The organism is Burkholderia sp. BCC1047 (assembly GCF_902833155.1).
Taxonomy (GTDB): Bacteria; Pseudomonadota; Gammaproteobacteria; order Burkholderiales; family Burkholderiaceae; genus Burkholderia; species Burkholderia sola.
On record NZ_CADFEH010000007.1, the window covers coordinates 57719 to 79816 of the forward strand.

Here is a 22098-nt window from a genome sequence, read left to right on the forward strand (position 1 = left end):
CGTCCACGCGGGTTTCGCGGCGATCGCACGCACGATGGCACGCCGCTTGCAGTAATGACGGGCAAGCCGCCGCGATCGCGTCGGCGACGACGATCCGCCGCCCGTCGATGGCTGCGGACGAAACAGGCGGAGCCGGCGCGCGTCAATGCGCCGGCTCCGTCGACTGGATGGAGACAAACCCGTGACGACGCCCGTTACCGTCGGCGTGATCGCGAACCCCGCATCGGGGCGCGACATCCGCCGCCTCACGACGCATGCATCCGTGTTTCCGACCGCGGAGAAGGCGAACATGATCGTGCGCCTGCTGGCCGGCCTCGGCGCGATGGGCGTCGAGCGCGTGCTGACGCTGCGCGACCGCACGGGCATCGCGACGCTGCTGCTGCGCGCGATCGACACGCATCGCGCGGTCGCGCCGCACGAGCGCTGGCCCCAGGTCGAATTCGTCGACCTGCCGATCACCGACAGCGTCGCCGACACGCAAGCGGGCGCGGCCTATCTGCACCGGATGGAAGTGTCGCTGATCGTCGTGCTCGGCGGCGATGGCACCCATCGCGCGGTGGCCGCGCATTGCGGCGCGACGCCGCTCGTCGCGCTGTCCACCGGCACCAACAACACGTTTCCCGAACATCGCGAGGCAACCGTCGCCGGCGTCGCCGCAGGGCTCGCCGCGACCGGCGCCGTGCCGGCCGAGGTCGCGTTCGTGCGTAACAAGCGGCTCGTCGTGCGCTGCGTCGCGGGCGCGCAGCCGGGGCGCGAGGAGATCGCGCTCGTCGACGTGTGCGCCGCGCGGCAGCGCTTCATCGGCGCGCGCGCGATTTCCGGGTCCGACGACATCGACTCGCTCTACCTGACGTTTGCGGAACCGGACGGCATCGGTCTGTCCGCGCTCGGCGGCGCGTGGGCGCCGCTCGAGCGCAGCGCGCCGCACGGGCTCGCGATGCGCTTCGCGCAAGCCGGCAACGCGGCCGGCACGCCGCTCGTCGCGCCGATCGCGCCGGGGCGCGTCGACCGTGTCGTGATGCGCAGTTGCGAGCGGCTCGAACCCGGCACGTGGCACGCGATTCCGTTCGAGCGCGGCACGCTCGCGTTCGACGGCGAGCGCGAGATCGAGGTCGCGCGCGGCGATCGCTACGAGATCGCGCTCGACTGGCGTGGACCGTTGACGGTCGACGTCGGCCGCACGCTGCGCTACGCATCGTCGCGACAGCTGCTGCGCGACGCCGGCGCGTGGCACGACTGATACACCGGTTTGACGAAGACGCTTCGCCATCCATAACGATCATCAAGGAGACATCGCATGACAGCCCCCCTCGAAGGACAGGTCGCCATCGTCACGGGCGGCGCGCGCGGCATCGGCCGCGGCATCGCGCTGACGCTTGCCGGCGCCGGCGCGGACATCCTGCTGGCCGACCTGCTCGACGACGCGCTCGACGCCACCGCGCGCGAGGTCCGCGCGCTCGGCCGCCGGGCCGCGATCGCGAAGGTCGACGTCACGCAGGCCGCGCAGGTCGACGCGATGGTCGCGCAGGCGCTCGCCGAGCTAGGCCGGCTCGACATCCTCGTGAATTGCGCGGGCGTGATCAGCATTCATCCGGTCGCCGAACTGACCGAGCGCGACTGGGATTTCGTGATGGACGTGAACGCAAAGGGCACGTTCCTCGGCTGCCGGGCGGCACTGGCCCACCTGAAGACGCAGGGCCGCGGCCGGATCATCAACGTCGCGTCGATCGCGGGCAAGGAAGGCTTTCCGAATCTCGCGCATTACAGCGCATCGAAATTCGCGGTCGTCGGCTTCACCAACGCGCTGGCGAAGGAACTCGCGCGCGACGGCGTGACCGTCAACGCGATCTGTCCCGGCATCGTCCGCACTTACATGTGGGACCGGCTGTCCGACGAATGGAAGACCGACGGCGAATCGGTCGAGCAATCGTGGCAGCGGCACCAGTTGACGCTGATTCCGCAGGGCCGCGCGCAGACGCCGGAAGACATGGGCCGGCTCGCGCTGTTCTTCGCGACGATGGACAACGTGACGGGCCAGGCCGTGAACGTCGACGGCGGCTTCACGTTTCACTGACGGCCGCGAGGCCGTGCAATCCGCCGCCACGGCACGGCCGGGGCGGCATTCGCAGTCAGACCTAACCAGGAGACACACATGACCGCTTCGACACAGCTCGGCAGGGACACGCTGCTGGATGCCTATCGGCTGATGCGCACGATCCGCGAATTCGAGGAACGCCTGCACGTCGAATTCGCGACCGGCGAGATTCCCGGCTTCGTTCACCTGTACGCGGGCGAGGAGGCGTCCGCCGTCGGCACGATCCTGCACCTCGGCCTCGACGACTACGTGGCGACCACGCACCGCGGCCACGGCCATTGCATCGCGAAGGGCGTCGACGTGCACGGGATGATGGCCGAGATCTACGGCAAGAAGACGGGCGTTTGCCGCGGCAAGGGCGGCTCGATGCACATCGCCGACCTGTCGATGGGGATGCTCGGCGCGAACGGGATCGTCGGCGCGGGCGGCCCGCTCGTGTGCGGCGCGGCGCTCGCGGCCAAGCACAAGAAGACGGGCGGCGTCGGCGTGTGCTTCTTCGGCGACGGCGCGTCGAACCAGGGCGTGATCTTCGAATCGATGAACCTCGCGTCGGTGTGGCGGCTGCCCGCGATCTTCGTCGCCGAAAACAACGGCTATGCGGAAGCGACGTCGTCGAGCTGGTCGGTCGCGACCGACAACATCGCCGATCGCGCGAACGGGTTCGGGATGCCGGGCGTGATCGTCGACGGCTTCGATTTCTTCGCGGTGCACGAGGCGCTCGGCGAGGCCGTCGAGCGCGCGCGCAACGGCGGCGGCCCGACGCTCGTCGAGGTGAAGTTCACGCGCTATTTCGGCCACTTCGAGGGTGATGCGCAAACCTACCGCGCGCCGGGCGAAGTGCAGAAGCTGCGCGACGAGAAGGACTGCCTGAAGCATTTCGAAACGCGCGTCGTGCGCGCCGAAGCGCTGACGACCGACGACCTGCGCGCGGTCGATGCGCAAGTGAAGGCGCTGATCGACGACGCGGTCGCACAGGCGAAGGCCGCGCCGCTGCCGGATGCCGCCGACCTGCTGGCCGACGTCTACGTGTCGTATCCGTGAGCGCGAGCTGACCCGGCAGCCGGCACGGCAACCCAACATTCCAGGAGACAGACATGGCAAGGAAGATCACTTATTCGCAGGCGATCAACGAGGCGCTCGCGCAGGAAATGGCGCGCGACGACAGCGTGATCGTGATGGGCGAGGACAACGCGGGCGGCGCGGGCGCGCCGGGCGAGGACGACGCATGGGGCGGCGTGCTCGGCGTGACGAAGGGGCTGTTCCACAAGTTTCCGGGCCGCGTGCTCGATACGCCGCTGTCGGAGGGCGGCTACATCGGCGCGGCGGTCGGCGCGGCCGCGTGCGGGATGCGGCCCGTCGCGGAACTGATGTTCATCGATTTCATGGGCGTGTGCTTCGACCAGATCTTCAACCAGGCCGCGAAATTCCGCTACATGTTCGGCGGCAAGGCCGTGACGCCCGTCGTGATTCGCGCGATGTACGGCGCGGGCCTGCGCGCGGCCGCGCAGCACTCGCAGATGCTCACGTCGCTGTTCACGCACATTCCCGGGCTGAAGGTCGTGTGCCCGTCGACGCCGTACGACGCGAAGGGGCTCCTGATTCAGGCGATCCGCGACAACGATCCCGTGATCTTTCTCGAACACAAGCTGCTCTATACGCGCGAGGGTGACGTACCGGAGGAGTCCTATGCGATTCCGTTCGGCGAGGCGAACGTGCTGCGCGACGGCGACGACGCGACGATCGTCACGTACGGCCGGATGGTGCATCTCGCGATGGACGCGGCCGCGACGCTCGCGAAGGACGGCATCCAGTGCGACGTGATCGACCTGCGCACGACGTCGCCGCTCGACGAGGAAACGATCCTCGAAAGCGCGGCGCGCACCGGGCGCGTGGTGGTCGTCGACGAAGCGAATCCGCGCTGCTCGATCGCGACCGACATCGCCGCGCTCGTCGCGCAGCGTGCGTTCCATTCGCTGAAGGCGCCGATCGAGCTCGTGACCGCGCCGCATACGCCCACGCCGTTCGCCGGTGTATTGGAAGACCTGTATATCCCGTCCGCCGATGCGATCGCGCAGGCGGTACTCAAGACGAGGAGCTGACACGATGTCGATTCACATGATCACGATGCCCAAGTGGGGGCTGTCGATGGAGCAGGGGCAGGTCAACGGCTGGCTGAAGGCGATCGGCGAACGCGTGGCGAAGGGCGACGAGGTGCTCGACGTCGAGACCGACAAGATCTCGTCGGGCGTCGAATGCGCGTTCGACGGCACGCTGCGCCGGCAGGTCGCGCAGGAGGGCGAGACGCTGCCCGTCGGCGCGCTGCTCGGCGTCGTCGCGGCGGCCGATGCGAGCGACGCCGACATCGACGCGGCGATCGCCGACTTCCAGCGCGATTTCGTGCCGAGCGCGGCGTCCGACGAGGCGGCCGGCCCGCAGCCGGAGAAGGCGCAGATCGGCGGACGCACGATCCGTTTCCTGAAGCTCGGTGACGGTTCGGGCACGCCGGCCGTGCTGATCCACGGCTTCGGCGGCGACCTGAACAACTGGCTGTTCAATCACGCGGAGCTCGCCGCGCACCGGCCGGTGTGGGCGCTCGATCTGCCCGGCCACGGCGAATCGGGCAAGGCGGTCGAGAGCGGCAGCCTCGACGAACTGGCCGACGCGGTGCTCGCGCTGCTCGATGCGCAGCACATCGAGCGCGCGCACCTGATCGGCCATTCGATGGGCGGCGCGGTGGCGATGACGTTGGCCGACAGCGCGCCGGCGCGCGTGGCGTCGCTCACGCTGATCGCGAGCGCCGGGCTCGGCGCCGACATCAACCGCGCGTACATCGACGGCTTCGTCGCCGGCAACAGCCGCAACACGCTGAAGCCGCACCTCGGCGCGCTGTTCGCGGACGACGCGCTGGTCACGCGGCAACTGGTCGAGGATCTCGTCAAGTACAAGCGGCTCGAAGGCGTGCAGGCCGCGCTGGAGAAAATCGCGCATGCCGCGTTCGACGGCACGATCCAGCGCCGCGTGTTCCGTGAGCGCATCGCGTCGCTGGCGCCGCGCACGCTCGTGATCTGGGGTGAGCGCGACCAGGTGATTCCGGCGCAGCATGCGCAGGGCTTGCCGGACGGCGTGCGCGCCGAGGTGATCGCCGGCAGCGGGCACATGGTGCAGATGGAGTCGGCCGCCGACGTGAACCGCCTGATCGTCGCATTCCTCGGAGACTGACGATGGCCGCCGCGCTCGAACGACCCAGCCTCACGGCGCTCGGCCAGCCCGGCGCGAGAAGTCGCGACAAGCTCGCGCGCATTCCGGTGCGCGTCGAGCCCGCGGCCGGCGCGGCGCTGCCGAAGCCGCCGTGGCTGCGCGCGCGGCCGATGATGAGCGCGGCGGTGGCCGACATGGCCGCCGTGCTGCGCGAGCATCGGCTGCATTCCGTCTGCGAGGAGGCGATGTGTCCGAACATCGGCGAATGCTTCGCGCAGCGCACCGCGACCTTCATGATCATGGGCGGGCTGTGTACGCGGCGCTGTCCGTTCTGCGACGTCGCGCACGGTCGTCCCGAGCCGCTCGATCCCGCCGAGCCCGCGCGGCTGGCCGACGCGGCGGCGGCGCTCGGGTTGCGCTACGTCGTGATCACGTCGGTCGACCGCGACGATCTGCGCGACGGCGGCGCCGCGCATTTCGCCGCATGCATCGCGGCGGTGCGCGCGAGCGTGCCGGGCATCGGCGTCGAGGTGCTGACGCCGGACTTCCGCGGCCGCGCGGCGCGTGCGCTCGACGCGCTGTCGTCGGCGTGGCCCGACGTGTTCAACCACAACATCGAGACGGTGCCGTCGCTGTACCGGGCGGCGCGGCCGGGCGCCGACTATCGCGGCTCGCTCGAACTGCTCGCGCACGCGAAGGCCGCGCGGCCGACGCTCGTGACGAAATCGGGATTGATGCTCGGGCTCGGCGAACGCGACGACGAGGTGCGCGACACGTTGCGCGACCTGCGCGCGCACGAGGTCGACGTGCTGACGCTCGGCCAGTATCTCGCGCCGTCGGCGCACCATTTGCCGGTGCGGCGCTACGTGAGCCCGGACGCGTTCGCCGCGTGGCGCGACGAGGCGCTCGCGCTCGGTTTCAGGGAAGTCGTCGCCGGCCCGCTCGTGCGGTCGTCATATCACGCAGCCGACGTGCTGGAGGACGCGTAGCGCACCCGCGCGTCAGGCGGCGGCCACGGCGGCGTGCGCGCGACTGATGCGGCGCAGGTACAGCACGAGCCCCGCGCCCGCCAGCATCAGGCTGACCGTGTTCGCGAACCAGAAGCCGCGCGCGCCGGTCAGCCACGCGGGCGCGATGCCGCCGACGTCGAAGCCGAGCACGTAGCCGCCGCTGAGGCCGACGCCCCACAGCGCGACCGCGTAGATCACGGTCGGCACGACCGCCACCTTGTACGCGCGCAGCACGAACGCCGACGTGACCTGCAGCGCATCGAACACGTGGTAGCACGCGACGATCGCGACGAGCGGCATCGCGGCCGCGGCGACGGCCGGGTTCGGCGTATAGCCGCCGATGATCAGCGGGCGCAGCGCGAACACGAGCACGCCGTACGCGGCGGCAACCCCGCACGCGAACATCACGCTGTGCCGGCCGAGCAGCCGGGCTTCGTCCGCGCGTCCGGCGCCGAGCGCGCGTGCGACCAGCGTCGACGCCGCCACGCCGATCGACAGCGGCGTCATGTACAGCACCGCGCCGATGTTGCCGGCGATCTGGTGGCCGGCGAGCGTCGTCGTGCCGAACTGCGCGATGAACAGCGCCATGCACGTGTACGACGTGACCTCGATCAGGTACGACAGGCCCATCGGCACGCCGAGCTTCAGGATGGCCTTCTGCCGTTCCCACACGGGCCAGCAGAAGCGCGAGAAGATCGCGAGCGGCGCGAATACGTCGAGCCTCGCGAGCAGCGTGTAGCCGATCAGCGCGAGCGCCCAGTTGATCAGCGTGCTGGCGAGCCCGCAGCCGGGGCCGCCGAGTGCCGGTACGCCGAAGCCGCCGAAGATGAACCACACGTTCAGCGGAAACTTGAGCAGCAGCGCGCCGATCTGCAGGATCATCGCGAGCCGCGGCTTGCCGGCCGCGTTCGTCAGCGCGTTGTAGATGCGGAACACGAGGCTGGCGGGCAGCCCGTACGACAGGATGCGCAGGTAGTCGACGGTGCGCTCGTGCAGCGCGGCGGGTGCGTGCGCGACGCGCAGCAGCGGTTCCGGAAAATGCAGCAGCAGGAAGCCGGGAATCGAGAGCAGCAGCGCAAGCCACAGCGCCTGGCGCACTTCCTCGCCGATCTCCGCATAGCGCCGCGCGCCGTACAGTTGCCCGGTGATCGGCTGCAGTGCGGACAGGATGCCGGTCAGGCCGATGTAGATCGATACGTAGATCGACGAGCCGAGCCCGAGCGCGGCGAGATCGACGGCCGAGTAGCGGCCGACCATCGCGGTGTCGATCACGCCGAACGCGATGATCGCGAGCTGGCCGACCAGGACCGGCCACGCGAGACCGACGATCCGGCGGATGTCGCCGAACATCGTCAATCGGCCGCCTGGCGGCGCGGCGGACGTCGCTTGACGGGCGTCTTCGGCCGTTCGATGCGCTCGTACAGGCGGAAGCGCTCGTCGCGGTCGGCGACGCGGCGGCCTTCCCAGACGAGACGCCACACGTATTGCGACATCGAACTCGGCTCGCCGAAGTCCGCGCGGTCCTGACGCAGGATCACGTCGCAGTCGCCGGAGAAATCGAAGTGCATGTTGCCGAAGTACGCGAAGGTCGCGATCTGTGCGTCGCCGAGCCGCACCGGCGAGATGCACTCGTAGTCGGACGGCAGGTGCACGGCGATCTGTTGCGCGACGTCGCGATAGGTCCGGCCGTAGTTGACGATCGGCAGCCACAGCGTCATCAGCAGCACCCACATCAGCGTGGTGCCCGCGCCCGACAGCACGACGCTGCGCCACAGCACCTTCGGCTGTCGCGACACGCGCCAGCGCACGATGAAGCACCAGCACACGGTGACGATCACCGCGCAGATGAACGACAGGATCTTGAAATGCGGTTCGTAGCCGGGCACGAGGCGCGCGAGGTTGCGCGCGAGCGGATGCGGGAAGCCGGTGAGCGACGCGAGCCACACCAGCCACACGAAGGTGCCGAGGATCGTGAAGCTCAGCACCGCGAACCAGTCGATCGCGTTGATCGCGCCGCGCTTGAGGGTCGGCAGCGCGAACGTCGCGAGCACCGCGAGCGGCGGCAGCAGCAGCATGTACATACGGTTCGACTGCTGGCTTTGCAGGATCACGAGCGCGACGAGCGGTACGGCGACCGACAGCGGAATCGCGATGTGCGCACGGCGGCGCATGCCGGCCCAGCTCCACCACGCCCAGATCGCGAGCGGCCACGCGGGCCACGTAAACAGCGGCAGGTTCTTCGCCGCATAGCCGAGCACGGCCGTCGGCGGGCCCGAAAAGCGCATCAGGCTGCCGTGGATCCACTGGTTGAAGAACCACGCGGCGTCGTCGGGCGCCGCGACGTACGCGGCGAGCGGCCACAGCGCGGAGATCGCGGCCGCGAGCGGCAGGCCGAGCAGCGGCAGGCGCAGATTGCGCATCTCGGGCGTGACGAGCCACAGCGCGGCCGTGCCGGCGAGCAGCGCGACGACCAGCACCGGATTGCCGGACAGCGCGACGAGGCCCATCGCGAGGCCCCACCACAGTGCGCCCTGCAGCGGCTTGTCGATGCCGCGCACGATCCCGTACACGAGCATCGCGATCCACGCGAACTGCGCGAGCTGCGGCGTCGTTTCGTGCCCGCGTTCCGCGAGACCGAAGCACGCGACGAGCACCAGCAGCGCGCCGTCCGCGAGCGTGCGGCCGTAGTCGCGCGGCTCGGGTTCGCCGCCGAATGCGTACTTGAACGGTTGAACCTCGGCGCGCCGGCCGAGCAGGTAGGCCGCGTACCAGACGAACGCGCACGCGACGCAGAACAGCACGCCGGTATCGACGCGCGACGCGTTGCTCGCGTCGACCCACGGGCCGAGGCCGCGGATCGACAGCGCGCCGAGCCAGTAGCCGAGCGGCCCGTCGGTCGTGATGAACTTGCCGACCAGGTTCGGCAGCAGCCAGTCGTGCCAGCCGCCCTTGGCCATCGTCCACATCACGCCGAAGCCCGCCGCGTCCTCGTTTTTCCACGGGTCGCGGCCGAACAGGCCGAACGCCGCGTAGACGAAGCAGAGCGTGAGCAGCAGCCAGCGCGGCAGCGCGCGCGTGGCGGAGGCGGTGAGACGGACGACAGGCTTCATGCAGATGAGCGATTTGTTATGGGCGGGCAGCCGGCGCGATCGCGCGCGGCCGAGCCGGTTTCGAGCATCCGGCATTGTAGTCGCGCCCGCTGTTGTGCGTCAGGTCGTTTCCCGGGCGCCGGCCGGCGCCTTCCGGGCGAGCAGAGACAAAAAAGGGCAGCCTGGGCTGCCCTTTCGTGCGGTACCGGTGCGTTGCCGCCGCCGGATCGGTGCAAGGCTTACTTTGCTGCAGCCTTGCCGTTGGCGCGTGCGCCGAACTTGTTCTTGAACTTCTCGACACGGCCTGCCGTGTCCATGATCTTTTGCTGACCCGTGTAGAACGAGTGCGATTCCGACGACACTTCGATCTTGGCGAGCGGGTAGGTCTTGCCGTCGAGTTCGATGTTTTCGCGCGTCTGGATCGTCGAGCGCGTGATGAACTTGAAGCCGTTCGACATGTCTTGGAAGACGACTTCGCGGTAATTCGGGTGGATGCCTTCTTTCATGGTCTTTCCTTGGTGAGAGCGGTAGCCAACCCGCCGCTTGCCGTGCCGGGTACGCCCATTTGCGTATCACCAGACGACGCCAAGCCCGGCGCGAGCCACTTGCCTAAGGTCGAAAAACGGCGATTATGCCAGAAAATCAGACGGTTGACGAATAATTTTCACGGTGCGTCGAGCGCGCCGGTGCCGGCCGGATCCTGCCGGTAGTAGCGCGCGAGCAGCCGGTACAGCTCCGGAAATTCGGACTCGAACGCCTTCGGCCGCACGAACAGCGCCTCGCTGCACACCGCGAAGAATTCCGACGGGTGGTGGGCCGCATAGGGATCGATCAGCGAATCCCGCTCGAAGCGCGCCCACGCGCGGTCCGGCACCGCGTCGACGCGCGCGCAAAACTGGTCGTACGCATGTTCGAACACGTCGGCCCACGCCTGCGCGTCCAGGTGCGGCGCATGCCAGCGGCGAAAAAGGGGCGGATAGCCGTCGGCCGCGCCGTTGACCATGTCGATCTTGTGCGCGAACTCGTGGATCACGACGTTGTACGCGTCCCGGCCGTCCGTCATCTGCGCGTCTTCCCACGACAGGATCACCGGGCCGCCTTCCCATGCCTCGCCGCTCGCATCCTGCTCGACTTCGTGGACGACGCCGTCCTCGTCCTGCACGGTCTTGCGGATCACGAATTCGCCCGGATACACGACGACGCCGACCCAGCCGTCGTACAGCGACAGGTCGAGATTCAGCACGGGCAGGCAGGCCTGCGCGGCGATCGCGACGATCATCGCGTCGGTCAGCTCGAGCCCGTGCGCGGTCGAAAACGATTTTTTCGCGACGAACAGGCTCGTCAGTTCGCGCAGCCGGCCGAGCGCGTTGGGCGGGAGGGCGGCGAGGAACGGCAGGCGCTCGACGGTTTCTTGCCACAGCGCGTCCGGAATCGGATGGCTGCGCAGCGCGCGGTCGCGGCGGCGGTCGTCGAACCAGCGGGTCAGTTTCGAGAGCATGGAGGCTGCGGACGAAAATCCAAAGCCTGTCTTTTAACTCAATCGATCTGTTTTTGCCATGCCGCGAAGAGGCCGCCGACGAGCGCGACGCCCGCGAGAAAGTAAAAGCCGTCGAGCGATGCGAGGAACGACGCCTGTTGCGCGACCATCCGCGCGATCGACGCGATCGCGAGGCTGTGCGCGTCATTCAGCGCGTGGCCGGCGGCCGCATAGCCGCGCGTCAGTGCGTCGGCGGTCTGCTGGAACAGCGGATCGAACACGTTCGCGCGCTCGACGAGCCGCGTCTGATGCATGGCCAGCCGGTGCTGCTCGACGATGATCACCGAGGACGTCGCGAACGAGATCGTCAGTTGCCGCACGATGTTCTTCACCCGATAGCCATGCGAGTATTCGTCGATCGCGAAGATCCGGAACGTGAGGTTCGCGACCGGCAGCACGATGAACAGCAGCAACAATCCGCGCAACAGCAGCGGGACGACCAGCGCCGCTTCGCCGACCTGCGGCGTCATCCGCGTCATCGATAGCGCGGCCGTGACGGCGATCGCGAACCCCGGTACGACGAACCACTTCTTGTGCGTGACGAATTTCGCGTAGCGCAGGTAGGCGAACAGCGCGGTGGCCGAAAGCAGCGACGTCGTGCCGACGAGGCGCCCGGCATTCTCGACCGGATAGCCGAGGCCGCCCTCGAGCAACCGCGCCGTCAGGTAGCTGAAGCCCGTCGTCTCGTAGTAATAGAACATATAGAGCAGCAGCCCGACCTGGAACGTCCGCTCGCGAAACGCATGCAGCCGCACGAGCGGCGTCGGGTGATGCCACTGGTGATACGCAAACCATGCGAGCGCGCCGAGCCCCGCGATCGTCAGCACGATCAGCATTGGCGAGCCGCTGTAGAGCTGGTAATGCACCTGCTGCAGCACGATCTGCAGCGCGCCTTGTGCGAGCGCGAACACGACGTACGGCCAGAAATGGCCGGAGCCGCGTTCGTCGTCGGGCGTGCGGCCCGAATCGGGCAGCGTGAGCAACGCGAGGACCGCGAACGCGATGCCGGCCGGCGCCGTGCACGCGAACAGCGCGCGCCACGTCGAATGCGCGACCAGCAGCCCGCCGACGATCGGCGCGAGCGCGCTGCCGAGCAGGATCATGATCAGGAACGCGCGCGTCGCGGGCGGCCGTGCCTGCGGCTTGAAGCTGATCTGGATCAGGATCCGGCACGCGCCCATCATCGGGCCGATGAAATAGCCCTGGAAGCCGCGCGCGAACGCGAGCGCCAGCGACGTGTCGGCCAGCGCAGCCGCGATTGCGCCGAACGAGAACATCAGCATGCAGCCCGCGACGTAGCGGCGATGGCCGAGCCGGTCGACCCACCATTGCTGCTGCAGGATGCCGAGCACGGCCGTGACCGCGTAGGCGCTCGACGACCACACGAGTTCGTCGGGCGACGCGTTGATGCCGCCCGCAATGTAGCTCGCGAAGAACGAGAAGACGGCGTTGTCGAAGTAGTCGATGCCGGTGACGAGCGCGAGCGCCCATGGAAACAGGCCCGCACGCAGGTTCGCGCGGCTCCACAGCGGCCGGCCCGGCACCGCGTTCATTCGCGATCCTTGCGTGCGCGCCGCGTGCCGGCCTCGGCCCGTCGCTGGGCGATCAGCGCATCGGCGTTCTCGCCGGCGAGGCGTCGCTCGACGTAGTCGATGTCGTGCTGCAGTTCCTTGCGCAGCGAAACGGCTTCCTTCAGTTCGCGCTGGACGGCCGCGATCCGCCGATCGAGCGTGTCGATCTGCTCGGCGAGGCCGGCGCGGATGTCGCGCAGCGACGCATCCGAATAGCGGCGCCGGCCGTCGCCGGTTTCTTCCAGCGGGCGCTTGAGCATTTCGGTGATGCCGTGCAGCGAGAAGCCGAGCGCGCGCAGCCGCAGGATGCGCGCGAAGCGCTCGAGGTCGGCTTCGTCGTAGAGGCGGTAGCGGCCTTCGCTGCGCGATGGCGTGACGAGCCCGCGCTCTTCGTAGTATTTGAGCGTGCGTGGCGTCACGCCGAGCCGCGACGCGGCGTCGCCGACGGTCAATAGCGGGGCGGAGGCGTCGTTCGGCATCGGAGGTGGGGAATTCGGCGGGACAATGACGCGATTATAGATCAACCTGTACGTTCACGTTCAGGTTGGGATCGAAAAACGGCCGCCGGGCAGGATGCGCGGGCGGCCGCGTTGCGGAGCGGGACGGCGATCAGCCGCCGCGGCGCATCAGGTCGAAGAACTCGGAATTGCTCTTCGTCTGGCGGATCTTGTCGAGCAGGAATTCCATCGCCTCGACTTCGTCCATGTCGTGGATGAACTTGCGCAGCACCCAGATCTTCTGAAGGATCTCGGGCTTGATCAGCATTTCCTCGCGACGCGTGCCCGATTTGTTCAGGTTGATCGACGGGTACACGCGCTTTTCCGCGAGACGGCGCTCGAGGTGCACTTCCATGTTGCCGGTGCCCTTGAACTCTTCGTAGATCACGTCGTCCATGCGGCTGCCGGTTTCGATCAGCGCGGTGCCGATGATCGTCAGCGAGCCGCCTTCCTCGATGTTGCGCGCCGCGCCGAAGAAGCGCTTCGGACGCTGCAGCGCGTTCGCGTCGACACCGCCCGTCAGCACCTTGCCCGACGCCGGGATCACGGTGTTGTACGCACGCGCCAGACGCGTGATCGAGTCGAGCAGAATCACGACGTCGTGCTTCATTTCGACGAGGCGCTTCGCCTTCTCGATCACCATTTCGGCGACCTGGACGTGGCGCGTGGCCGGTTCGTCGAACGTCGACGCGATCACTTCGCCGGCGACGGAGCGCTGCATTTCGGTCACTTCTTCCGGACGCTCGTCGATCAGCAGCACGAACAGGATCACGTCCGGGTGGTTCTGCTTGATCGCGTGCGCGATGTGCTGGAGCATCACGGTCTTGCCCGACTTCGGCGACGCGACGAGCAGGCCGCGCTGGCCCTTGCCGATCGGCGCGATCATGTCGATGATGCGGCCCGTGACGTTTTCCTCGCCGCGCATTTCGCGTTCGAGCGACAGCGGCTTGTTCGGGTGCAGCGGCGTGAGGTTCTCGAACATGATCTTGTGTTTCGAGGCCTCGGGCGGCTGCCCGTTGACTTTGTCGACCTTCACCAGCGCGAAGTAGCGCTCGCCGTCCTTCGGCGTGCGGACTTCACCTTCGATGGTGTCGCCGGTGTGCAGGTTGAAGCGGCGGATTTGCGACGGGCTGATATAGATGTCGTCGGTGCTCGCGAGGTACGACATTTCCGGCGAGCGCAGGAAGCCGAAGCCGTCCGGCAGCACTTCGAGCGTACCGTCGCCGAAGATCGTCTCTCCCGTCTTGGCGCGCTTTTTGAGAATGGCGAACATCAGCTCCTGCTTGCGCAGGCGGTTCGCGTTTTCGATCTCCAGGCCATTGGCCATTTCGATCAGTTCGGAGACGTGCAGAGACTTGAGCTCGGATAAATGCATACGGAGAACCCGCCAGGGAGGAGATGCGACGAAAGAAAATAAGGGAGGAGGGCGAGCGGAAGCGCTCAGAGACTTAAATGCGTCTTGTCGACGTTTTTTAATTCTAGCATAGCCCGATTCGCGCTTGAGCGAGCGATCGGCGGCTTGACAACGGACGTGTTGCCGACTGACAACACGTCCGCGGAACTGCCGGTATTACAGGTGGCTGTCCAGGAATGCGGTGAGCTGCGACTTCGACAGCGCGCCGACCTTCTGCGCGGCGGCCGCGCCGTTCTTGAACAGGATCAGCGTCGGGATGCCGCGCACGCCGAACTTCGCGGGCGTGGCCTGGTTGTCGTCGACGTTGATTTTCGCGATCTGCAGCTTGTCGCCGTAGTCCTTCGCGACTTCGTCGAGGATCGGGGCGATCATCTTGCACGGGCCGCACCATTCGGCCCAGAAATCGACGAGCACGGGCTTGTCGGACTTGACGACGTCCTGTTCGAACGATGCGTCGCTGATGTGTTTGATCTGTTCGCTCATTGGGTCAATACCTCTTACGGTTCGGGGACTGCCTGCTTGCGCGTTGCAGCGTACCGGCCGCCGCAGGCTGCCGGCCGCTGTGGCAGGGCACTCCGCCTTCCGGGAAGGAGGGACGTAAGCGCTGCATGCCGCGGCTCGCGGGTCGTTCGGGCGTCATATTAGCCTAAATTGCTATCTGCTGCGGGCGGCGATAGTAGCCGCTACGCGAGTAGGGGTACGACGCGACGTTCGACCGTTGTGTCACGCAGGTGGAGGCCGGTTCGCCGATTACAAGGGGCGGCCGCGTGCAACGCGTCTGAATGAGTGACGCGCCGGTTTGCCCGGCGAGATTCGCATTGATGCGAACAAACGGTCGCATTCGTCCGGAAGCGGTGATAGAATATGCCGTGACGGGCCTCCTCGCATGGTGGGGCGGTGAACCTGGTCAGGTCGGGAACGAAGCAGCCACAATCGTTTTCCGCCAGTGCCGAGGGTTGGGCTCGTCACCTTCCTTCTCGCCCCGTTCGCAGGGCGTTTTTTATTTCTGCGTCACACTCCGTTCGACCTGCGCCTTGCCCGTGTTCCGCACCGTTTCGCGTGTCGGCGCGACGCAGCGTTACTGATACAATTTCCCGATGACCTATCAAGTTCTCGCACGCAAGTGGCGTCCGAAGGATTTCGCTTCGCTCGTCGGCCAGGAGCACGTCGTCAGGGCGCTCACGCACGCGCTCGACGGCGGGCGTCTCCATCACGCCTATCTGTTTACCGGAACCCGCGGTGTCGGCAAGACGACGCTGTCGCGGATCTTCGCGAAGGCGCTCAACTGTGAAACCGGCGTCACGTCGCAGCCGTGCGGCGTGTGTCGCGCCTGTCGCGAGATCGACGAGGGCCGTTTCGTCGATTACGTCGAGATGGACGCGGCGAGCAACCGCGGCGTCGACGAGATGGCCGCGCTGCTCGAGCGCGCGGTGTACGCGCCCGTCGATGCGCGCTTCAAGGTCTACATGATCGACGAAGTGCACATGCTGACGAACCACGCGTTCAACGCGATGCTGAAGACGCTCGAAGAGCCGCCGCCGCACGTCAAGTTCATCCTCGCGACGACCGATCCGCAGAAAATCCCCGTCACCGTGCTGTCGCGCTGCCTGCAGTTCAACCTGAAGCAGATGCCGGCCGGGCACATCGTGTCGCATCTCGAGCGGATCCTCGGCGAAGAGCAGATCACGTTCGAGCCGCAGGCGCTGCGCCTGCTCGCGCGCGCCGCGCAGGGCAGCATGCGCGACGCGCTGTCGCTGACCGACCAGGCGATCGCCTATTCGGCGAACGAGGTGACCGAGTCGGCGGTGTCGGGCATGCTCGGCGCGCTCGACCAGACTTACATGGTGCGCCTGCTCGACGCGCTCGCGGCCGGCAACGGCCCGGAAATCCTCGCGATTGCCGACGAGATGTCGCTGCGCAGCCTGTCGTTCTCGACCGCGCTGCAGGATCTCGCGAGCCTGCTGCACCGGATCGCGTGGGCGCAGTTCGCGCCGGGCTCGGTGCTCGACGAATGGCCGGAAGCGGCCGACCTGCGCCGTTTCGCGGAGACGCTGAGCCCCGAGCAGGTGCAATTGTTCTATCAGATCGCGACGGTCGGGCGCGCCGAGCTCGGCCTGGCGCCGGACGAATACGCCGGCTTCACGATGACGCTGCTGCGGATGCTCGCGTTCGAGCCGGCCGCTGGTGCCGGCAGTGCGCCGGCCGGTCAGCCGTCCGTGCCGCCGCGTGCGGTGCCGGCCCCGCGCGCTGCTGCGGCGAAGCCGGTAGCGGCCGCGCCCGCTGCCGCAGCACGGCCGCAAGTCGCGGCGCCGGCTGCGCCGGTCGCGCGTTCGGCGCCGGCGCAGTCCAGTGACGAAGCCGCCCGGCCGGTCGCCAAGCCGGCGGTCGTTTCGGCACCGGCAGAAGCACCCGTTTCGGCGCCCGAAAAGGCAGCACCGGCACCGGTCGCGGCCGACGTTCAAGCGGTCGAGCCGCCGCAGCCGCAGCCGGAGGAGAAGGCTTCGCCCGCTGGCGACGCGCCGCCTCCCGCCCGCAAGGAACCCGAGCCGCCTGCCGTTGCCGCCGTGCAGCGAAACGACGAACCGGCGCCGCAGCCCGAACCGGCGCCGCGCGCCGCGCCGCCCGAGCCGGCCGCCGCCCGTCCGGCGGCGCGCGCGGGCGGTGCCGCCGCCGCGCTCGACGTGCTGCGCAATGCAGGGATGCGCGTGTCGTCGGACCGCGGGCGCGCAGGCGCTGCTGCCAAGCCGGCGGCGGCCCAGCCGGCCGCCGAAAAACCGGCCGCGCCGCGTCCCGCCGTTCAGGTGCCGACGCCGCGTGCCGCTGCGCGTGCGCCGCAAGCAGCCGATTCGCGCCAGCCGTCGCCGCCGTGGGAAGACATCCCGCCGGACGACTACGTGCCGCTCAGCGCCGACGAGATGTTCGGCGGTTCCGACGACGGCTTCGTGCCGGTGTTCGACAGCGGTCCCGACGATGTGCGCGTGACGCCGAAGCCGGCGGAAGCCCGTCCGGCCGCGCCGATCGACACGCGCCCGTTGCCGCCGGCGATCGCGCTCGATCCGATCGGCTTCGACGGCGAATGGCCGGCGCTGGCCGCGCGGCTGCCGCTGAAGGGCGTCGCGTATCAGCTTGCGTTCAACAGCGAACTGACGGCCGTTGATGCGAGCGCATTGAAATTGTCGGTGCCGGTGCCGCAGTATGCGGACGCCGCGCAGGTGGCGAAGCTGAAGGCCGCACTGGCCGATGCGCTCGGCAAGCCGGTCGAGGTGAGCGTCGAGGTCGGGCCCGCCCGGCGCACCGCGGCGGCGCTCGATGCGGCCGCGCGCGCGGCACGCCAGCGCGAAGCCGAGCAGGAGATTCACGGCGACCCGTTCGTCCAGCAGCTCGTGCGCGACTTCGGTGCGCGCATCGTCGAGGGCTCGGTGCGCCCGCTCGCCGATTCGGCGCCGGACGGCGCGCCGCCTACGCTGCATTGAACTGACCGCCCCGCGACAGGCACAATCACGCCCCGCACACATTGGCCGGCACGCGCCGCGTGCCGGTTTTCACACGATCAAGAAGGAGTATTCCCATGTTGAAAGGCAACCTCGCCGGACTGATGAAGCAAGCGCAGCAAATGCAGGAAAACATGAAGAAGATGCAGGAGCAGCTTGCGCTGATCGAGGTCGAAGGGCAGTCGGGCGCCGGCCTCGTCAAGGTGACGATGACGTGCCGCAACGAAGTGCGCCGCGTGTCGATCGACCCGAGCCTGCTCGCGGACGACAAGGACATGCTCGAGGATCTCGTCGCCGCTGCGTTCAACGACGCGGTGCGCAAGGCCGAAGCCACGTCGCAGGAAAAGATGAGCGGCATGACGTCGGGCCTGCCGCTGCCCCCGGGCTTCAAGCTGCCGTTCTGAGCGCCGCGTCCTTGCCACCGTTTGCCGCCGTATGAAACAGCCGTCCGCCTTGTCCGCTCTCGTCGAAGCGTTGCGCGTGCTGCCCGGCGTCGGGCCGAAATCCGCGCAGCGCATGGCGGTTCACCTGATGCAGCACGACCGCGAGGGCGCGGAGCGGCTCGGCCGGTCGCTGCTGTTCGCGACCGAGCACCTGCAGCACTGCGAGAAGTGCAACACGTTCACCGAAGCGCAGATCTGCGAGGTCTGCAGCGACGAGGAGCGTGATCCGACGCTGCTGTGCGTCGTCGAGACGCCTGCCGACCAGATCATGCTCGAGCAGACGATGACCTACCGCGGGCTGTATTTCGTGCTGATGGGCCGACTGAGCCCGCTCGACGGAATCGGTCCGAAGGAAATCCATTTCGACCGCCTCGTGCGGCGCGCATCCGACGGCGTCGTCAAGGAAGTCGTGCTCGCGACCAACTTCACGAACGAAGGCGAAGCCACCGCCCACTACCTCGGCCAGACGCTCAAGGCGCGCGGGCTGGCCGTCACGCGCCTCGCGCGCGGCGTGCCGGTGGGCGGCGAGCTCGAGTACGTCGACGCGGGCACTATCGCCCGCGCGATGCTCGACCGCCGCACGATGTAAGCCGGGCGCCGCCTGCCGGCGGCGTCGTTCCTCATGCCAGGGAGACACATGAGCACCAGCCAGGGCCCGCTCGCGGGCGTCAAAGTGCTCGAATTCGGAACGCTGATCGCGGGGCCGTTCGCGTCGCGGCTGTTCGCCGAATTCGGCGCGGAAGTGATCAAGATCGAGGATCCGAACGGCGGCGACCCGCTGCGCAAGTGGCGCAAGCTCCATCCGGAGCAGGGCGGCACGTCGCTGTGGTGGTCGGTGCAGGCGCGCAACAAGAAATCGGTGACGCTGAACCTGAAAGCCGACGCCGGCAAGGCGATCGCGCGGCAGCTCGCGAGCGAGGCCGACATCGTGATCGAGAATTTCCGTCCGGGCCTGCTCGAAAAGCTCGGGCTCGGCTACGACGTGCTGTCGGCCGACAATCCGGGCCTCGTGATGGTGCGCCTGTCCGGCTACGGGCAGACGGGCCCGTACCGCGACCGCCCCGGCTTCGGCGCGATCGCCGAATCGATGGGCGGGCTGCGCCACATCACCGGCTATCCGGATCTGCCGCCGCCGCGCATCGGGATCTCGATCGGCGATTCGATCGCCGCGCTGCACGGCGTGATCGGCGCGCTGATGGCGCTCCATCACCGCAAGGTCAACGGCGGCGCGGGGCAGGTGGTCGACGTTGCACTCTATGAAGCCGTCTTCAACATGATGGAAAGCGTGGTGCCCGAGTACGGCGTGTACGGGATGGTGCGCGAGCGCACCGGCGCGTCGCTGCCGGGCATCGTGCCGTCGAATACGTACGCGTGCCGCGACGGCAGCATCGTGATCGGCGGCAACAGCGATCCGATCTTCAAGCGGCTGATGAAGGCGATCGAGCGCGACGACCTCGCCGACGATCCCGCGCTCGCGCAAAACGACGGGCGGGTGCCGCGCACGCAGGAAATCGACGACGCGATCGCCGCGTGGCTCGCGCCGCGCACGATCGACGAGGCGCTCGTCGTGCTCAATGCGGCCGACGTGCCGGCCGGGCGCATCTACAGCGCGGCCGACATGTTCACCGATCCGCAGTTCGTCGCGCGCGAGATGATCCAGCGTTTCAAGCTGGCCGACGGCACCGACATTCCGCTGCCGAACATCACGCCGAAGCTGTCGGACACGCCGGGCGAAACGCGCTGGCTCGGTCCCGAGCTCGGCGAGCATACCGACGAGGTGCTGCGCGGCCTCGGCTACGACGCGCCCGCGATTGCCGCGCTGCGCGAGGCGGGCGCGATCTGAGCGCAGCCGGCGCGGCGCTTTGCGCCGGGCCGCTCGACGAAGGGTTCCCCGACGAGATTTTCGGCGGGCGGAAAACTCGGCGGCCCGGTGTTTTCCCCAACGCGCGGAACGCCGCCGCGCAGTGCGGCGGCGCATCGCGTGCCCATGCGTATACCCGCCCGTCCGCGGCGGCCGGACTGTCGCTCTCGCGCCATCTTTCCTCGGTTACAATCGCCGGATGCGAATCCTACTCAGCAACGACGACGGCTATCTCGCCCCCGGTCTCGCCGCGCTCAGCGAAGCGCTGCAGCCGCTGGCCGAGCTTACGGTGATCGCGCCCGAGCAGAACTGCAGCGGCGCGTCGAATTCCCTCACGTTGTCGCGGCCGCTGTCGGTGCAGCGCGCAGCGGGTACGGGTTTCTTCTACGTGAACGGCACGCCGACCGATTCGGTGCACGTCGCGCTGACGGGGATGGCCGACGCGCGGCCGGACATCGTCGTGTCCGGCATCAACAACGGCCAGAACATGGGCGAAGACACGCTCTATTCGGGGACAGTTGCGGCCGCCACCGAAGGCATCATGTTCGGCGTGCCGGCCATCGCGTTCTCGCTGGTCGACAAGGGCTGGGCCCATCTGGCCGACGCCGCGCGCGTCGCCGCGGAAATCGTCGAGCACTACCTCGCGCATCCGCTGCCGGGCAACCCGTTGCTGAACGTCAATATTCCGAACCTGCCGTACGATCAACTGAAGGGCTGGCAGGTCACGCGCCTCGGCAAGCGTCATCCGTCGCAGCCAGTGATTCGCCAGACCGATCCGCGCGGCGAGCCGATCTACTGGATCGGCGCCGCGGGCGACGCGCTGGACGCCAGCGATGGCACCGATTTCCACGCCGTCGCAAACGGTTTCGTATCGATCACGCCGCTGCAGCTCGATCTCACGCATACGCAGATGCTGCCCGCGACGCGCGAATGGGCGCGCGCCGGAGGGCGGGCTTCATGAGCGGCGAGCGCGCGAAGCGGTTCCCGCTCGCGCTCGAAGATCTCAAACGAGCGCCACGCAAATCGGAAGGTCGGCCCGGCGAACGCCAAGCGGCGGGTGCGGTGCCGAAGGCCGCCGACAAACCCGCAGCCGTACTGAAACCGGTTGCGGCGAAGCCGGCCGCCGCGCGGGCGCCGCTGCCGGGTATCGCCGCCGCGAAGCCGGCGACCGCACCGAAGCCGACCGCGCTGAAACCCGCGCTGCCGAAGCCGGCTGCGCCGAGCATCGCGCCGACCGGCGCGTTCGCGCTCACGTCGGAACGTGTGCGCGAGCGGATGGTCGAACGGCTGCGCGCGAACGGCGTGACCGATGCGCGCGTGCTGGACGCAATGGCCGCGGTGCCGCGCCACCTGTTCGTGGATCCCGGGCTCGCGACGCAGGCCTACGAGGATTCGGCGTTGCCGATCGGCCACCAGCAGACCATTTCAAAGCCGTCGGTCGTCGCGCGCATGATCGAGCTCGCGATGGCCGGCCGCACGCTCGAGCGCGTGCTCGAGATCGGCACGGGTTGCGGCTATCAGGCCGCCGTGCTGAGCCACGTGGCACGCGACGTGTATTCGATTGAACGCATCAAGCCGCTCTACGAGCGCGCGAAGCTGAACCTGCGGCCGCTGCGCGTGCCGAACATCCGTCTGCATTACGGCGACGGGCGTGTCGGCCTGCCGTCCGCGGCCCCGTTCGACGCGATCGTGATCGCCGCGGCGGGGCTCGACGTGCCGCAGGCGCTGCTCGAGCAGCTCGCGATCGGCGGGCGGCTCGTCGCGCCGGTCGGCGCGCAGAGCGGGCAGCACCAGGTGCTCACGCTCGTCGAGCGCGTCGCGCACGCGCAATGGCGAGAGTCCCGGCTTGATCGCGTTTTCTTTGTCCCTTTAAAATCCGGAGTGATTTGAAA

20 protein-coding genes and 1 other RNA gene are annotated in these 22098 nt (G+C 68.3%); 13 read left to right on the top strand and 8 right to left on the bottom strand.

Annotated elements, in window-relative coordinates; all coding sequences use genetic code 11:
- Positions 1-181: 181 nt before the first annotated feature.
- The 6 genes from HWX55_RS10055 (at position 182) to lipA (ending at position 6282) form a co-directional block, all read left to right on the top strand.
- Positions 182-1240 carry an NAD(+)/NADH kinase gene (locus HWX55_RS10055; protein WP_175975482.1) on the top strand — a complete coding sequence of 353 codons (1059 nt, stop codon included), beginning with the start codon at positions 182-184 and terminating at the stop codon, positions 1238-1240.
- Between the two features lie 57 nt (positions 1241-1297).
- Positions 1298-2074 (top strand): SDR family NAD(P)-dependent oxidoreductase, encoded by a 777-nt coding sequence (locus HWX55_RS10060; protein ID WP_175975483.1) that lies wholly within the window; start codon positions 1298-1300, stop codon positions 2072-2074.
- 78 nt (positions 2075-2152) lie between these two features.
- Positions 2153-3136, top strand: a complete 984-nt coding sequence (locus HWX55_RS10065) for a thiamine pyrophosphate-dependent dehydrogenase E1 component subunit alpha (RefSeq protein WP_175975484.1) — start codon at positions 2153-2155, stop codon at positions 3134-3136.
- A 53-nt stretch (positions 3137-3189) separates the two neighbouring features.
- Positions 3190-4194: an alpha-ketoacid dehydrogenase subunit beta gene (locus HWX55_RS10070; RefSeq protein ID WP_175975485.1), complete on the top strand. Its 1005-nt coding sequence runs from the start codon at positions 3190-3192 to the stop codon at positions 4192-4194.
- Positions 4195-4198: 4 nt separating this feature from the next.
- Complete coding sequence (locus HWX55_RS10075) at positions 4199-5314, top strand: acetoin dehydrogenase dihydrolipoyllysine-residue acetyltransferase subunit (RefSeq protein WP_175975486.1); 1116 nt, start codon at positions 4199-4201, stop codon at positions 5312-5314.
- Positions 5315-5316: 2 nt separating this feature from the next.
- Positions 5317-6282 carry a lipoyl synthase gene (gene lipA / locus HWX55_RS10080; RefSeq protein ID WP_175975487.1) on the top strand — a complete coding sequence of 322 codons (966 nt, stop codon included), beginning with the start codon at positions 5317-5319 and terminating at the stop codon, positions 6280-6282.
- Between the two features lie 12 nt (positions 6283-6294).
- Here lipA and HWX55_RS10085 read toward each other — a convergent pair whose 3' ends face one another.
- From HWX55_RS10085 to trxA, 8 genes are all read right to left on the bottom strand, one after another.
- Positions 6295-7653, bottom strand: coding sequence for an MATE family efflux transporter (locus tag HWX55_RS10085; RefSeq protein WP_175975488.1), 1359 nt, complete (start codon positions 7651-7653; stop codon positions 6295-6297).
- A gap of 2 nt (positions 7654-7655) precedes the next feature.
- On the bottom strand, positions 7656-9488 hold the full coding sequence (locus HWX55_RS10090; protein ID WP_175975489.1) for a glycosyltransferase family 39 protein: 1833 nt from the start codon (positions 9486-9488) through the stop codon (positions 7656-7658).
- Between the two features lie 143 nt (positions 9489-9631).
- Complete coding sequence (locus tag HWX55_RS10095) at positions 9632-9898, bottom strand: type B 50S ribosomal protein L31 (protein ID WP_050013208.1); 267 nt, start codon at positions 9896-9898, stop codon at positions 9632-9634.
- A gap of 158 nt (positions 9899-10056) precedes the next feature.
- Positions 10057-10890 carry a M90 family metallopeptidase gene (locus tag HWX55_RS10100; RefSeq protein WP_175975490.1) on the bottom strand — a complete coding sequence of 278 codons (834 nt, stop codon included), beginning with the start codon at positions 10888-10890 and terminating at the stop codon, positions 10057-10059.
- A 38-nt stretch (positions 10891-10928) separates the two neighbouring features.
- A complete protein-coding gene (locus tag HWX55_RS10105; protein WP_175975491.1) occupies positions 10929-12482 on the bottom strand; it encodes an MFS transporter in 1554 nt (517 codons plus the stop codon).
- The gene (locus tag HWX55_RS10110) at positions 12479-12979 is read right to left on the bottom strand and encodes a MerR family transcriptional regulator (protein ID WP_175975492.1); all 501 of its coding nucleotides are present in this window, start codon (positions 12977-12979) and stop codon (positions 12479-12481) included. Before HWX55_RS10110 ends, HWX55_RS10105 begins: the two co-directional genes overlap by 4 nt.
- A 130-nt stretch (positions 12980-13109) precedes the next feature.
- The gene (gene rho, locus HWX55_RS10115) at positions 13110-14372 is read right to left on the bottom strand and encodes a transcription termination factor Rho (protein ID WP_006478662.1); all 1263 of its coding nucleotides are present in this window, start codon (positions 14370-14372) and stop codon (positions 13110-13112) included.
- A 195-nt stretch (positions 14373-14567) separates the two neighbouring features.
- On the bottom strand, positions 14568-14894 hold the full coding sequence (trxA, locus tag HWX55_RS10120; RefSeq protein WP_006402348.1) for a thioredoxin TrxA: 327 nt from the start codon (positions 14892-14894) through the stop codon (positions 14568-14570).
- Positions 14895-15282: 388 nt separating this feature from the next.
- Here trxA and ffs point away from each other — a divergent pair.
- The 7 genes from ffs to HWX55_RS10155 all read left to right on the top strand — a co-directional run bounded on the left by ffs (position 15283) and on the right by HWX55_RS10155 (position 22096).
- Positions 15283-15381, top strand: an RNA gene (gene ffs / locus HWX55_RS10125) — signal recognition particle sRNA small type.
- Between the two features lie 127 nt (positions 15382-15508).
- Positions 15509-17884 carry a DNA polymerase III subunit gamma/tau gene (locus HWX55_RS10130; protein ID WP_175975493.1) on the top strand — a complete coding sequence of 792 codons (2376 nt, stop codon included), beginning with the start codon at positions 15509-15511 and terminating at the stop codon, positions 17882-17884.
- 95 nt (positions 17885-17979) lie between these two features.
- On the top strand, positions 17980-18306 hold the full coding sequence (locus tag HWX55_RS10135) for a YbaB/EbfC family nucleoid-associated protein (RefSeq protein ID WP_006482124.1): 327 nt from the start codon (positions 17980-17982) through the stop codon (positions 18304-18306).
- A 31-nt stretch (positions 18307-18337) separates the two neighbouring features.
- A complete protein-coding gene (gene recR / locus HWX55_RS10140) occupies positions 18338-18934 on the top strand; it encodes a recombination mediator RecR (protein ID WP_006478665.1) in 597 nt (198 codons plus the stop codon).
- Positions 18935-18982: 48 nt separating this feature from the next.
- Positions 18983-20188, top strand: a complete 1206-nt coding sequence (locus HWX55_RS10145; protein WP_175975494.1) for a CaiB/BaiF CoA-transferase family protein — start codon at positions 18983-18985, stop codon at positions 20186-20188.
- 217 nt (positions 20189-20405) lie between these two features.
- Positions 20406-21167, top strand: a complete 762-nt coding sequence (surE, locus tag HWX55_RS10150; protein WP_124554564.1) for a 5'/3'-nucleotidase SurE — start codon at positions 20406-20408, stop codon at positions 21165-21167.
- Positions 21164-22096, top strand: coding sequence for a protein-L-isoaspartate(D-aspartate) O-methyltransferase (locus HWX55_RS10155; RefSeq protein ID WP_175975495.1), 933 nt, complete (start codon positions 21164-21166; stop codon positions 22094-22096). The genes surE and HWX55_RS10155 overlap by 4 nt, the downstream gene beginning before the upstream one ends.
- The last annotated feature ends 2 nt before the right edge of the window (positions 22097-22098 follow it).